Source organism: Burkholderia sp. MBR-1, from assembly GCF_013822785.1.
GTDB lineage: Bacteria > Pseudomonadota > Gammaproteobacteria > Burkholderiales > Burkholderiaceae > Burkholderia > Burkholderia vietnamiensis.
In genome coordinates, this window is sequence record NZ_CP053611.1 from 562,476 (window position 1) to 576,661 (window position 14,186).

At 66.1% G+C, this 14,186-nt stretch carries 13 protein-coding genes; 1 reads left to right on the top strand and 12 read right to left on the bottom strand.

What is annotated here, in order from left to right:
• The 7 genes from MBR110_RS27030 to MBR110_RS27060 all read right to left on the bottom strand — a co-directional run bounded on the left by MBR110_RS27030 (position 1) and on the right by MBR110_RS27060 (position 7,099).
• Positions 1-600, bottom strand: a complete 600-nt coding sequence (locus MBR110_RS27030) for a LutC/YkgG family protein (RefSeq protein WP_059669109.1) — start codon at positions 598-600, stop codon at positions 1-3.
• Complete coding sequence (locus tag MBR110_RS27035) at positions 597-1,970, bottom strand: lactate utilization protein B (protein WP_006481909.1); 1,374 nt, start codon at positions 1,968-1,970, stop codon at positions 597-599. Before MBR110_RS27035 ends, MBR110_RS27030 begins: the two co-directional genes overlap by 4 nt.
• Positions 1,967-2,710 (bottom strand): (Fe-S)-binding protein, encoded by a 744-nt coding sequence (locus tag MBR110_RS27040; protein WP_006481907.1) that lies wholly within the window; start codon positions 2,708-2,710, stop codon positions 1,967-1,969. Before MBR110_RS27040 ends, MBR110_RS27035 begins: the two co-directional genes overlap by 4 nt.
• Positions 2,711-2,766: 56 nt before the next feature.
• Positions 2,767-4,515, bottom strand: a complete 1,749-nt coding sequence (dld, locus tag MBR110_RS27045; RefSeq protein WP_014725973.1) for a D-lactate dehydrogenase — start codon at positions 4,513-4,515, stop codon at positions 2,767-2,769.
• A 336-nt stretch (positions 4,516-4,851) separates the two neighbouring features.
• The gene (locus tag MBR110_RS27050; RefSeq protein ID WP_034193912.1) at positions 4,852-5,763 is read right to left on the bottom strand and encodes a LysR family transcriptional regulator; all 912 of its coding nucleotides are present in this window, start codon (positions 5,761-5,763) and stop codon (positions 4,852-4,854) included.
• A 302-nt stretch (positions 5,764-6,065) separates the two neighbouring features.
• Positions 6,066-6,947 carry an NAD(P)-dependent oxidoreductase gene (locus MBR110_RS27055; RefSeq protein ID WP_230939102.1) on the bottom strand — a complete coding sequence of 294 codons (882 nt, stop codon included), beginning with the start codon at positions 6,945-6,947 and terminating at the stop codon, positions 6,066-6,068.
• Between the two features lie 8 nt (positions 6,948-6,955).
• Positions 6,956-7,099, bottom strand: a complete 144-nt coding sequence (locus tag MBR110_RS27060) for a hypothetical protein (RefSeq protein WP_014725976.1) — start codon at positions 7,097-7,099, stop codon at positions 6,956-6,958.
• A gap of 172 nt (positions 7,100-7,271) precedes the next feature.
• Here MBR110_RS27060 and MBR110_RS27065 point away from each other — a divergent pair, with 172 nt between their 5' ends.
• Positions 7,272-8,126 (top strand): LysR family transcriptional regulator, encoded by an 855-nt coding sequence (locus MBR110_RS27065; protein WP_059463979.1) that lies wholly within the window; start codon positions 7,272-7,274, stop codon positions 8,124-8,126.
• 698 nt (positions 8,127-8,824) lie between these two features.
• Here the strand turns inward: MBR110_RS27065 and MBR110_RS27070 are convergent.
• The 5 genes from MBR110_RS27070 to MBR110_RS27090 form a co-directional block, all read right to left on the bottom strand.
• Positions 8,825-9,838 (bottom strand): hypothetical protein, encoded by a 1,014-nt coding sequence (locus tag MBR110_RS27070; protein WP_014725978.1) that lies wholly within the window; start codon positions 9,836-9,838, stop codon positions 8,825-8,827.
• A 341-nt stretch (positions 9,839-10,179) separates the two neighbouring features.
• Positions 10,180-11,703: a methyl-accepting chemotaxis protein gene (locus tag MBR110_RS27075; RefSeq protein ID WP_230939522.1), complete on the bottom strand. Its 1,524-nt coding sequence runs from the start codon at positions 11,701-11,703 to the stop codon at positions 10,180-10,182.
• A 389-nt stretch (positions 11,704-12,092) separates the two neighbouring features.
• On the bottom strand, positions 12,093-12,842 hold the full coding sequence (locus tag MBR110_RS27080) for an amino acid ABC transporter ATP-binding protein (protein ID WP_014725981.1): 750 nt from the start codon (positions 12,840-12,842) through the stop codon (positions 12,093-12,095).
• The gene (locus tag MBR110_RS27085) at positions 12,829-13,479 is read right to left on the bottom strand and encodes an amino acid ABC transporter permease (protein ID WP_034193917.1); all 651 of its coding nucleotides are present in this window, start codon (positions 13,477-13,479) and stop codon (positions 12,829-12,831) included. The genes MBR110_RS27080 and MBR110_RS27085 overlap by 14 nt, the downstream gene beginning before the upstream one ends.
• Positions 13,476-14,162, bottom strand: a complete 687-nt coding sequence (locus tag MBR110_RS27090) for an amino acid ABC transporter permease (protein ID WP_059474270.1) — start codon at positions 14,160-14,162, stop codon at positions 13,476-13,478. Before MBR110_RS27090 ends, MBR110_RS27085 begins: the two co-directional genes overlap by 4 nt.
• Positions 14,163-14,186 lie beyond the last annotated feature (24 nt).

The following is a 14,186-nucleotide window of genomic DNA, read 5'->3' on the forward strand; positions in this document are numbered from 1 at the left end:
TCAACGTGCGTCGCCTGCGAGCGGGACCGGAATCACGGTCAGCGACCGGATGCCCTGCGCACCGCGGATCAGCACGCCTTCGATGTCGGCCGTCGCGGACGGCCCGCTCATCAGGCACGCGTAGCGCGCCGCGAAGAACTCGGGGCGGTGATACGCGTGATGCAGGTTGCCGACGATCTGCGCCGGGTCGAGCAGCGCGACCAGATGTTGCGACAGGTAGCCGAGCGCGTTCACGCGATACTCGCGCTCGCTCAGATAGAGCGAGCCGGTTTCCGCGACCGCGAACGCCGGGCGCACGATCCCGACGTCGACGTCGTTCAGCTCGTGCGGCCGCTCGACGGCTTCGATGCGCCGCGTGCCGGCCACCTCGGGCACCGCCGAACAGACCACCCGCGCGTCCGGAAAGCGCACGCGGAGCAGCGCGTCGAGGTCGCCGTCCGCCGGCGGCTCGCACCAGATGCCGCCGACCCGCGCGAGCGCCTGCTTGAACGCGTCGAGCGCGGGCGGCAGATCCTGATCGAACAACGGCACCGCCGGCAGCGGCGCCGGCGTCCGGCCGGCCGCGCGCAGGCGGGAAAGGATCAGGTCGCGGCTGCTCATTTCTTGTTCCTCTTCAGATACCAGTCACGGAAAGTTTCGGCCGGCGGCTCCGGCAGTTCGCGCTGCTTGCCCCACTCGTTGAGCGGGTTGTACAGCACCGCGCGCGGCAGCGTCGAGATCGCGCCGGCGGCGCCCTTGATCGCCGCGCGATAGAGCTTCGGCCGGGACAGCACCTTGCCGGCGACCGTCATCGCTTCGCGCTTGACGAACGGCAGCGCGTGCCGCTCGGCGATGATCTGCCGCCACTTGTAGATCTGCTCGTGGATGTTGATCTTGACCGGGCACACGTTCGTGCAGCTGCCGTTCATCGTCGACGCGAACGGCAGCGAGCTGTATTTCTTGAAGTCGTAGGTCGGGTTGATGATCGCGCCGATCGGACCGGAGTAGACGCCGCCGTAGCTCAGCCCGCTGCTGCGCCGGTAGACCGGGCACGTGTTCATGCACGCGCCGCAGCGGATGCACTTCAGCGAATACCAGAAGTCGTCCATCGCGAGCCGCTCGGAGCGGCCGTTGTCGACCAGCACGAAGTGCATTTCGCCGCCGTCGCGCGGGCCGCGGAAATGCGACGTGTACTGCGTGATCGGCGAGCCGAGCGCGTTGCGCGACAGCATGCGGATGAAGAGGCCGAGGTGCTCGAGCTTCGGAATCAGCTTCTCGATGCCGATCGACGCGATGTGCAGCGGCGGCAGGTTCGCGCTGAGGTCGGCATTGCCTTCGTTCGTGCAGACGGTGATGCCGCCCGTCTCCGCCACCGCGAAGTTGCAGCCCGTCATGCCCGCTTCCGCGGCGAGGAAGTGCGGGCGCGTGGCCTGCCGCTGCGCCTCGGCCAGCCGCGGAATGCTGCTTTCGGCCGGATCGGTGCCGAACGAGGCCGCAAAGGTCTGCGCCACGTCCGTCGCGAGCTTGTGTACGGCCGGCACGACGATATGCGACGGCATCTCGTCGTCGAGCTGCTGAATCCGCTCGCCGAGATCGGTTTCGACCACCGCGATGCCGCGCGCCTCGAGGTACGGGCGCATCTCGCACTCCTCGGTCAGCATCGACTTGCTCTTGACCAGCGTGCGCACGTTGCGGCCCTGCAGGATGTCGTAGACGATCCGGTTGTGCTCTTCCGCGTCCTTCGCCCAATGCACGACCACGCCGTTCGCGGTCGCATTGCGCTCGAACTGCTCGAGATAGTCGGGCAGATGCGTGAGCGTGTGCTCTTTGACCGCGGACGCGAGCGCGCGCATCGTTTCCCATTCGGGAATCGCATGCACGGCCTCGTCGCGCGCGGTGCGCAGCCCCCACAGGCGCTTGTCGTGGAACTCGACGTGTTTCTCGTCGGCGATGAACTTCTTCGAGTAACCGACGTGGTCGACGCGTTTCATGCTCGTGCTCCGTTCAGGATGCTCGCGATGTGGATGAACTTCAGGCCGAGTCCGAGGCGCTCCGAGCAGCCCTTCTGATGCATCAGGCACGACGAATCGGCCGACACGACGTACTCGGCGCCGTTGCGCGCATGATCGCGCACCTTGTCGGCGCCCATCCGCGCGGATACCGGCTCCTCCGAGACGCAGAACGTGCCGCCGAAGCCGCAGCATTCGTCGGGACGGTCGGGCTCGATGAACTCGATGCCCTTCACGCCCTTGAGCAGCGTCAGCGGCTTCGAGAAGAACGGGCCGCCGATTTCGGACATGCTGGCGGTCTTCAGGCCGCGCAGCGTGCCGCAACTGTTGTGCAGGCCGACCTTGTGCGGAAATTCCGCCCACGGAAAGTCGCGCACCTGCAGCACGTCGTGAATGAACTCGACCAGCTCGTAGGTGTTGCGGCGGACCGCGAGCGCGTCGGGCGTCTGATCGGCCGCACTCAGATGGTCGCGCACGTGATGCACGCAGCTGCCGCTCGGCGCGACGATGTAGTCGTAGCCGGCGAAGTTGCGCACGAACAGGTTCTCGGTGGCCGCGGCCTGCTTTTCACAGCCGCTGTTTCCCATCGGCTGCCCGCAGCAGGTCTGGTCGAGCGGATAGTCGACCTCGCAGCCGAGGCGCTCGAGCAGTTCGAGCGTCGCGACGCCCACGTCGGGAAAGAACGCGTCGATGAAGCACGGGATGAACAAGGCTACTTTCAATGCAGCGGCTCCTGAAAACGGTTTGCTGGTTCGGGGTACGGCGCGGCCGCGGCGGATCAGTCGTGCGCTTCGCGGTACTTCGCGAACTTCGACGTCTGGCCGATCCCCGGGTTGAAGCAGTTGCACGGGTCGAGCCCTTCGTAGAACGCCTTGAGCGCCGGCTTCGCGTGGTACAGGTGCCCGACGTTGTGCTCGGCCGGATATTCGGCGCGGCGCGCGTCGAGCAACTTCCACATCGCGTGTTCGAGCGCGAGGCAGTCGTTGCCCTTCTTGACGATGTAGTCCTGGTGGAACACGTGGCACAGGAAGTGGCCGTAATACAGCTTGATCGCGATCGGCGCGTCGATGTCGGGCGGCAGCGTCTCGAACCAGTCGCGATCGTTGCGGCGAAGCGCGATGTCGAGCGCGACGATGTCCTCCACGTCGCGGGTATGCACGTTGCGGTAGCGGATCGCCGCGCCGGCCGCCGCGAACCGGTGCAGGAACGCCTTCTCGCCTTCCGCCGGCGTGCATTCGAAGAACGCGCCCGTGCGCTTCGCGAAGAACGACGTCAGGAAGCTGCGCGCTTCCTCCGCGGTATCGGCCGATACCTTCAGCATCAGATGATGTTCGTAGCGCTTGCCGTAGTCGCGAATGCGCGGCGGCAGGTGATTCGGAAACAGGTTGCTGACGGCCTGCATCACGCGATCGCTCAGATGCCGCGGCAGGAAGCCGAGCCGGTCGAACCACGCGTCGCATTTGCTCTTGAAGCCGAACAGCATCGGCATGCGCTTCGTGCCGAAGTGGCGGATCATCAGGAACGTGTCCTTGCCGTACTTCTGCGCGATGTCGAACGCGTCGCGATGCAGGTATTCGCCCGCGATCGGCAGGCGCTTGAACTGCGTGAGCGCGTGACGGCGGATGTCGGTCAGCTCGTCGATGTCGTTGGTGCCGATGTAGAACACCTTCGCACCGGCTTCGATCGGAAACGTGTCGAGGCGCACCGCGAACACCATCACCTTGCCGGCCGAGCCCGATGCTTCGTGCAGCCGCAGCGGATCGGCGTTGTAGCGCGCGGGCGTGTCGGCATCGACGTCGCGCACGTGCTCGGCGTAGTGGTGATCGGAACCGGACGCATCGCCGTCGACGATGTCGCGCTCCGAGAAATCGCCGTTGTCGAGGCGCGCGAGGATTTCCTCCGGCACCGCGCCCAGGCGCACGTCGAGATGGTTCACGAGCTTCAGGCGCCCGTCCGCACCGACCTGGGCGAACACCGACATCTCCGTGTAAGCCGGGCCGCGCTGCACCAGCGCGCCGCCGGAGTTGTTGCAGACGCCGCCGATCACCGACGCGCCGATGCACGACGAGCCGATCACCGAGTGCGGCTCGCGTCCGAGCGGTTTCAGCGTCTGCTCGAGCTGATCGAGCGTCGCGCCCGGCAGGCAGATCACCTGCTTGCCGCTTTTGATGACGTGCACCTTGCGGATCCGTGCGGTGCTGACGATCACGATGTCGCGGTCGTAGTCGTCGCCGTCGGGCGTCGAGCCGCCTGTGAGACCGGTGTTCGACGCCTGGCAGATCACGATCACGTTCGCGGCCACGCAGGCCTGCAGCACCTTCCATTGCTGGAGCAGCGTGCCGGGCCGCACCACCGCGAGCGTCCGGCCTTCGCCGAACCGGAAGCCGGTCCGGTAGCGCCGCGTGTCCCGCTCGTTCGTCAGTACGTCCTGCTGGCCGACGATTTCCGTCAGCGAACGGATGAACGCCTCATGCCGCCCGGTGGGCGGCGCAAGCGGCGAAGACGATTCGCCTGATACGGTTGACACGTGAATTCTCCTGTTGACCGAGCGCGGAAGAGGGATTGAACGGCGCCGCAGCGGCGTCCGATCGGAATGCCGTAAGGCTAGGCGTGCGGGGCGGTGAAGTCCAATATCGCGTGGACGCGATTTCAAGACGAAATGCATATCGCTCGCCGCGCGGGCGGGCGTGCAGGCGGCGCGGCGGGTCGCGCGGCGGCGGCGATTGGGGGCGTGGTGCGGGGTGGTTTGCGGGCAGTTTGCCGGCGGATCGCCCGCGGTTTTCTGCTCCCGCGCGGCGTGCCGCGTCGAATCCGACGGGCCGACGCCGCTAGCGGCACCCGTGGGCGCCGGCGGTCATGGCTTTCACGGCGTCGCGGCGCCGTCGGCCGTTTCGCGCGCGAGCGTGCGGACGGCGCGCACGAGATTCTGAATCACCGGCGATTTTTCGCGCGGCCGGTGAACGAGCACGATCGGCGAGCGCAGCGGCTCACCCTGCAAGCCGTGGTAGGTGACGCGATCCGTCGGCGCCTGGCGCACCGACTCGGGAATCAGCGTCACGCCGAAGCCGGCCGCGACGAGGTTCACCGACGCGGGGATCTGCGGCGACTCCATTTCGATGGTCGGCGTGAAGCCGGCTGCCCAGCACGCGCCGACGATCGCGTCGTACAACGCGGGGCCGATCGCGCGCGGGAACAACACCAGCGGGTCGTCGGACAGCGCGTGCAGTGCGAGCACCGCTTCCGCGCCGTGGCGGTGGCCGGACGGCAGCACGGCCAGAAAGCGCTCTTCGACCAGCGGCTGCACGGCCAGGCCGCGGCAATCGAGCGGCAGGCGCACCAGCGCGGCATCGACGCGCGCCTCGAGCACCTTGTCGATCAGCGCCGGGCTGTTGCTCTCTTCGCAGTGGATCAGGACGTCCGGATAGTCGCGCCGGAAGCGTTGCATCAGCGACGCGACGAATGGATGGAACACGATCGAGCCGGCAAAGCCCAGCACGAGCCGGCCGCTCAGGCCGCGCCCGGCGTTCTGCGCTTCGGCGAGCGCGAGCTCGGCTTCTTCGACGATATGCTTCGCGCGCTCGCGGAACAGGCGGCCGGCGTCGGTCAGTTCGACGCGCCGCGGATGGCGGATGAACAGGCGTGTGCCGATCTCGCGCTCGAGCTTCAGGATCTGCTGACTCAGCGGCGGCTGCGCGATGCCGAGAAACTCGGCGGCCTCGGTGAAATGCAGATACTCGGCCACCGCGAGGAAGTAGCGTAGCTGACGGAATTCCATGCGGGTGTCGGGTCGGAAAAGCGTGGGGCTCGGGGCCGGGGGAAGGCTTGGGGGGCGATTTTAACTCGGGCGGGCGGGGGGTGGGTTTTGGCGGGGTATGGGGGCCCTCCAACAGAATTCGCTATCTGGACCGGCGCGAGATCGCGTGACCAATGCGGTCGATCCGGTGGCGGCGAGACTACCGCGCAAAGAGCCGACGCTGTGCGAGTCGTCGTCCGCGGTGGCACGCATGTTTCGATGCCGCGTTCGTCGTCGCGAGGCGCGGCACATGCGGACAGCCTCGCCGCATTCCCCGCCAACGCTCACCCCACCCGAAACCCACCCTGCTCCACCGTCAACCCCGCAAACACCGACCAATCGCAATCGCCCATGCCCGCCTCGACGGCTTCCGCCATTCGATCCCGCACCACCGCGAGCATCGGCAACGTGCGGCCCGCCTGCGCGGCGGCGTCGCCCGCGAGGCGCAGATCCTTCAATCCGAGCGACGCCTTGAAGCCGGGCCGATACGCGTTCTCGACGATATTGCGCGAATAGGTCCGATACGGACGGCTGCCGAACAGCGTGCCGAGGATCAACTCGAAGAACCGCGTGCGAGAAAGCCCGTTCGCCTCGGTGAGCACGACCGCTTCGGCCATCGCTTCGATCGCCATCGTGATCATCATGTTGCACGCGAGTTTCGCGGCATAAGCGGCGGGCGGCGCTTCGCCCATGTCCCATACCTGCTTGCCGATGGCGTCGAGCGCCGGCATGACGCGCGCGAGCGCCGCCGGCGCGCCCGCGGCCAGCACGTTCAGCTCGCCCTGCGCCGCGACGTCGGGGCGCCCGAGCACCGGCGCAGCCACATAAGCGACGCCCGCCGCGCGATGAAGCGCGACCAGCTCGTGCGCGAACGCGACCGAGATCGTCGATGCGACCACATGCACGAGCCCCGGCCGCGCCTGCTGCAACAGCTTCGCATCGAGCAGCACGGCGCGGATCGCCGCGTCGTCGGACAGCATCGTCAACGCAACGTCGGCCTGCAGCGCATGCACCGGCGCGTCGACCATGCGCACGCCGTCGACGGCGCCGCCCGACCGATTCCACGCCGTCACCGCATGGCCGGCGGCGACCAGATTGCGGGCCATCTCGCGCCCCATCGAACCCATCCCGATGATGCCGATTTCCATTCGACTCTCCTTGCGCACACGCGCGTTCACGAGGTGCTGTGCAGCGGCTCGGCTGCCTCGGTATGTTCGACGAGCCAGCTCAGCACCGGCGCCAGCGCCTCATCGGAGTTCTTCTCGTAGATGAGCCCGTGGCCGTTGCCGAACACCCGATGGTCGGGCAGATGCAGCACTTCAGCGTGGCTGCCGGCTGCGTTGAGTTGCCCGCCGCCCGATGTGCGGCGGTCCGGCCGAAGCCGCAGTCGATCGCGACGACATGCGGTGGATCGAAGTCTGTCAAATTCAGTTTCGTGCGGCAATTCAATATAATGAACAGCATCCGTTCATTTTTGTGGGTACATCGATATGGAGTGGAGCGACGTCCGGATCTTCCTCGCGATTGCGCGTACGGGCACGCTCGGCGCGGCGGCACGCGCGCTGGCGCTGAGTCACCCGACGATCGGGCGACGCTTGCGCGCGCTGGAAGCGTCGATGGGGCAAGTGCTGTTTCAGCGAACCGCGGACGGCTTCGTTCTGACCGAGGAAGGCGTCGCCATCCTGCCGCTCGCCGAGCAGATGGAAGAAAGCGCGCTGACGATGGAGCGCCGGCTGACCGGCGAGCAGCAAAAGCTCGAAGGCACGCTGAAGATATCGTCGTCCGACTGGTTCGGCGCGTATGTGTTGCCGCCCGTGATCGCCGAGTATTCGCGCGACTATCCGCTGGTTGAAATCGACGTGCTGACCGGCACGCGCCTGTTCAATCTCGCCCAGCGTGAAGCGGACGTCGCGTTCCGGATCGTTCCATTCACCGGGCAGGACATCGTGCAGCGTCGGCTGACGCGGATGCGCTACGGCGTCTACGTGGCGGCCGCGCATGCCGATCCGGTCGAAGGCGACGGCGCCGGGCACCGCCTGATCGCGATGGATACGTCGACCGGGAGCTTCCCCGACATCGACTGGCTGAAAGCGCGCTTTCCGAATGCGGGCGTGGTATTGCAATCGAATAACCGGAATGTCCAGGCCCAGATGTGCGGCCGCGGTTTGGGCATTGCCGTATTGCCGCGGCCGGTCGGCGATCAGCTCGCGACCATTCGCAGGCTCGAGTTACGCGACGAGCCGCCGCAACGCGATATCTGGATGGGCTACCACCGCGATCTCAGGCGGCTGCATCGCTTGCGCGCGTTCGTCGATCTCGCGGTCAAGCACATCGGCAACGAATGAATCGCAACGACCCGCGGCCGCGAAAGCCTCACGCGGCAATCCAACGTCGAGCCCGATAATTCACCGCGTACCACTAAACATTCGCGGCCGAACGGAAGTGACGGCACCGACCTATCCGCAGCGCAGCGGTCGTTCAGGCATCTGCTTCGACGCGTATAGAACGACGCTTCACGTCTTACCAAATCACACATTCAAGTGCTTAGCAAGCCGAATATGCTGGCTCAGCCATCACACTGCTGGATATACGAAATATTCGGCATTCGAAATTCTCATCTAAGTTCTTCGCCGCTTGATTTTAATCAATAGAGATATGCCCGCCGCTGCCTTATAAACCTTAAAGGGAATACTTGATATTTCCTGTTTTCATCATACGGATGATCGCAGTGCGAGCATCCAATCGACTGGCATCAAGGCGCGGCATGTATTTGTTTCTTATGTTTGGTTTGTTGTGCTGCGCAATCGTCGTCCTGTTCTGGACCAATCCACGGGACGGCGATCGGTAGAGCATTCAACCGGTACGGGTGTGCGTCGCCTTGCTCACGACCACATCCGCACGAAGCAACGCGCCACTGCGGACGTAAAGAACGCGAATACCCACCATCGACGCCTCCCGCAATACCGCCCGATAGCATCCCGAACCGATACACCGATGCCGTTTCGACAACGGCCGACGTGCTGCCGACGCACGTGCGCCGGACTCAGAATTTGTGCGCCACGCCGACCATGAACATGTCCTGGTCCTTGTCGTTGCGGGTCGCGACACGGTTGAAGCGCACGCTCGCCGCCCAATCCTCGGTCACCTGATAACTTACCTGCGCGCTGAGCAACGCATTGAGCCGCGTCTGGCTCGACGCTTCGTCGCGATCGCGTGACAGATACGGGCCGACGCCGGCCGACAGCGTCCAATTGCTGCCGACCGGCGCGACGTACCAGAATTGCGCGGCCACGCCGCGCCGGCCCGCGACGCCATTGTTGCCTTCGTAGACGAAGCTCGCCGAATAGGCCCACGCAGTGCCGAACGGCCGCCGGACTTCGACCATGTACCCCTTCTCCATCGGCACTTGGGGACGGTTGGTCTGCGACGTGCCGGCCCACACCGCGACCTGCGTCTTGCCGTCGGATACCGCCGGATGCGACTGGCCGCCGAAGTCGGAGCCGATGCCGAACAGCACCGCGTCGGAATTGAAGCCGCCGAGCATCTGCACGTGGTTGTATTGCACCTTGACGAAGAAGCGATCGGGAACGACGTAATAGCGCATCGCCGCCGACGCGCGCACGCCCCATCGCTTGTCGTTGCGCGCCTCGTTGTCGACGTGCGTGGTGTCCATGCTGAAGTACGGCCCCGCCGACAGTTCGAGCACCCACCGATTGGCGAGTGGCCACCGAAACGAGCCGAGCGCCGCGAAGCCGTCGCGGTGATGGTCGAGCGGATGCCCTTCGTTCAGGTACGCGACATAGACCGACAGGTAGTCGTTCAACACGTCGCCGAAACCGACTTCGTAGGCGCGCCAGTGCATATCGCCGCCCTCGGTCGCGCGGCCGTCGCCATACACCGCATAGACGTCGATCGTCCGGTCAGCTGACTTGGGGGTGGCAGGCAAGTCCGGCGCGCCGTCGGCGGCGCGGGCATGCAGTGGAGACGCCAGCAATGCGAAACCGGCGATCGAACTCGTGACAACGAAGCGCAAGCAGACGCGACGATATCGTCCCATTTCGACACCCCCTCACGTTGTGCACCGCGGTTTCGTGGACAAGTCGCTGGCGATTATAGGTGGCGCCGGGCCGTGAGGGCCAGCCCGGAGATGCACGTACGAGCGCGCATAGCAGCGCGCCTGCGATGAACGCAGGCGCGGTAGTGGTGATAGTGAGGGCCGCGCGGTCTATCGGCGCATGTCGCCGAACGTGGCGTCCGGCCTTCATGCCGGGCACTCGGCGCACATCGTCAACGCGCCGGATCGCGAACTGGCAAGCGCCGCGCGAAGCGCTCGACCTTGGTCATACGAAATGATCGACGGCCGCGGCTCGCTACGTTCCGCGGCGCGCCGGCAAACGCTCAGGCGTCGCCCTGCGCCGAGCCGATCCGAAATACCGAGACGGTCGCCGCGAGCTGCTCGGCCTGCGCCTTCAGCGACAGCGCCGACGACGACGCCTGCTGAACCAGCGCCGCGTTCTGCTGCGTGACCTGATCCATCTGCGTCACGGCCTGGTTCACCTGCTCGATGCCCTTCGACTGCTCGTCGGACGCGGCGGCGATCTCGCCCATCAACACCTGCACGCGCTGCACCGACGCGAGGATCTCCGACATCCGGTCGGTCGCACGGTCGACCTGGCGCGCGCCCGTCTCGACGCGCCGCAGCGAATCGTTGATCAACTCCTTGATCTCGCGCGACGCGGTGGCGCTGCGCTGCGCGAGCGAGCGCACCTCGCCCGCGACGACCGCGAATCCGCGGCCCTGCTCGCCGGCGCGCGCCGCTTCGACGGCCGCGTTCAGCGACAGGATGTTGGTCTGGAACGCGATGCCTTCGATGACCGACGTGATTTCCGCGATCTTGCCGGACGCGTCGGACAGGCCGCGCATCGTGCCGACCACTTCCTGCGTCGCCTGATTACCCTCTTCGGTCAGCATTGCCGCGTTGTGCACCACCTGGTTCGCCTGCTTCGCGTTGTCGGCGTTCTGGCGCACGGTCGACGTCAGCTGCTCCATCGACGCAGCCGTTTCTTCCAGCGACGCGGCCTGCTCCTCCGTGCGCTGCGACAGGTCCAGGTTGCCGGCCGTGATTTCATGCGCAGACGTCTCGATGGACCGGGAGCCTTCGCGCACGATCCGGATGGTCTGCAGCAGCTTGCTCTGCATCGTCTGCAGGCCGCTCATCAATTGCCCCATTTCATCCGACGATTCGACGTCGATCCGCGTCGTCAGGTCGCCCTCGGCGATCGCGCTGAAGTGACCGAGCGCGCGCGCCAGCGGCACGCCGATCGCGTTCTGCAGCGACCACCACGTGAACGCCGCCGCGCCCAGCGCGACCGCGATGCCCGCGATCGCGAAGCCGACGAACCAGTGAAAGCGGCCCTGCGCGGCATCGAACGTCACGCGCGACGCGCTCATCTGGATCCGGCCGAGCGCATCCATCGAATCCGATGCGTCGATGAACAGCGACGGCGGGATGTGCCGCCACACGTTCGGAATGTTCGCGGGATCGCGCGCGGCGATCGCGGTGAACATCGGCTCGAGGCCGTGCTCGACGAGCGCGTTGAACTTCGTGTTCGCGTCGGCTGCGCGGCGCGCTTCCTCAGGCCCGGAAAGCCGCAGCCCACGATAGGTGTCCCATGCCTTCTTCGACGCGGCGAGCAGCTCGCGGGCCGTGGCGCTCTCTTGCGCGACGTCGGGGCTGTCCGGATCGAGCGCGATGCGATACAGCCACAGACGCGTTCTCGACAGCGCGACGTTGGCCTGCCCGAGCGCCTCCGACGACGCCAGCCGTTCCGAATAGAGCGTCTTCACATCGTCGTTGCTGATCGCGACGCCGATGACGCCGATGAAGCCGCCGATGACGAGCAACACCCCGAGAAAGCCCATTGCGAGCGCCAGCCGGACGCGAATGCTTAAATTTCTGATCATGAAGAGGCGAACGTTGAGCACGAAACCGTTGCATGCGACGCATGCGTGTGAAGCCGATCGAAGCGGCACGTGCGGGACCGATGCCTCGATAACGACCAAAGCGGCGCGCGAATTAGTGCGGAGCCCGTAATGGACGTTTCCTGAAGCCGAGATTAATGGGGGGAATTTGGCGTGGTAGCAGCAGCGCGAGCCGGTTCATTGCTCGCGCTTGCGTGGGTGACGGCGTGGCGCAGGTCACGCGATGACATTCATCCGACCAATCCTACAACAACACGATTTTTTTTGGAACGCGAAATCGCGCAGCGACGATCCGCACGACGACGTGATGACCGCGCCGGCATCCATGCTCAGCGCGCAGCGGCCTCCGTATTGCGCACGCTGCCGAGGAAGCGCCCCAACTCGACCGTCTGCGGACGCTCGAAGATGTCCTCGGCGCTCCCGCTCTCCCAGACTCGCCCTTGATGCATGAACACGATCCTGTCGCTGACCGCACGCGCGAAGTTCATCTCGTGCGTGACCATGATCAGCGTCATGTGCTCGCGCGCCAGCTGCTCGACGACGCCCAGCACCTCGCCCACCAGTTCGGGATCGAGCGCGGACGTGATCTCGTCGCACAGCAGCACGCTCGGCTTCATCGCGAGCGCCCGCGCGATCGCGACGCGTTGCTGCTGGCCGCCCGACAGCTGGTCGGGAAATGCGTCGAACTTGTCGCCGAGGCCGACGCGCTCGAGCATCAGTTCGGCGACCGCGCGCGCCTGCTGCCGATGCGCGCGCTTCACGACCGTCTGCGCCAGCATCACGTTCTGGCCGGCGCTCAGGTGCGGAAACAGGTTGTACTGCTGGAACACCATGCCGACCTTGAGCCGCAGTGCGCGCAACTCCGAGTGCCGCGCGTCGACGCATTCGCCGTCGATCGAGATGCTGCCCGCGTCGATGCGCTCGAGCCCGTTGAGCGTGCGCAGCAGCGTGCTCTTGCCCGAGCCGCTGCGGCCGATGATCGAAACGACCTGGCCGCGCTCGACGGAAAAATCGATGCCCTTGAGCACATGATGGGTGCCGAAGTACTTCTCGACACCGCGGGTTTCAACGAGCGGCATGCCATCTCCTTTGCAACGTGCGCGCATAACGCGTGAGCGGATAACAGAGTGCGAAATAGATCAGCGCGACGAGCCCGTACACGACGAACGGCCGGAACGTCGCGTTCGAGATCGCGATGCCGGTCTTGGTCAGCTCGGTGAAGCCGATGATCGACACGAGCGCCGTATCCTTGACGGCCTGCACGCCGAAGCCGACCGTCGGCGCGACCGCGATGCGCGCGGCCTGCGGCAGGATCACGTGCCGCAACTGCTCGACGTAGCTCATCGCGAGGCTCGCCGACGCTTCCCACTGCCCTTTCGGCACCGCCTCGACGCAGCCTCGCCAGATTTCGGCCAGATAGGCGCTCGTGAAGAACGTGAGCCCCGCGGTCGCGGCGACCCACGGCGGCACGTCGAAGCCCAGCAGCGGCAGACCGAAGAACACGATGAACAGCTGCATCAGCAGCGGCGTGCCCTGGAACACCTCGATGTAGACCTTCGCGCAGCCGCGCAGCAGCGTCGAGCCCGACACGCGCATCACGAGCACCGCGAGGCCGACGATGCCGCCGGACAGGAACGACACGATCGACAGCACGACCGTCCAGCGCGCGGCGAGCAGCAGGTTCGCGAGAATCTGCCCGAACGAGAATTCGATCATCGCGCACCTCGCACGCGGCGGAAGAACAACCGCCGCCCCATCGATCCGAGCGCGCCGCGCAGCAGCAGCGCCATCGCCAGATATGCGGCGGTGATGACGAAATACGTCTCGAATGCGCGGAAGTTGCGCGACTGGATGTAGCCGGCCGCGTAGGTCAGATCGGCCACCGAGATCTGCGACACGACCGCCGAACCGAGCATCGTGATCACGATCTGGCTCGACAGCGCCGGGAACACCTTCGCGAGCGCCTGCGGCAGCACGACGTGACGCAGCATCTGTGCGCGCGACATCGCGAGCGCGGACGCGGCCTCGACGTGTCCGTTCGGCACCGCGGCGACGCCCGCGCGCACGATCTCGACCGAATACGCGCCGAGATTGAGCGTCATCGCGAGGATCGCGGCCGCGTATTCGCCGATATGCACGCCGAGCGCCGGCAAGCCGAAGAAGATGAAGAACAGCTGGACGACGAACGGCGTATTGCGGATCGCCTCGACGTACGCGCCGATCAGCGGCCGCAGCCGCACGGCCGCGCGCGCGTCGACGCTGTAGGCGGCCGCGCCGAGTATGCCGATCGCCACGCCGAGCACGGTCGCGACCGCGGTCAGCGCGAGCGTGGTCGCGGCGCCGCTCGCGAACACGCCGGCGTAGTCGGCAAGCTCGCCGAATTGAAGCTGGTAGCTCATGACGGTCGATGGATTCAGGTTTGA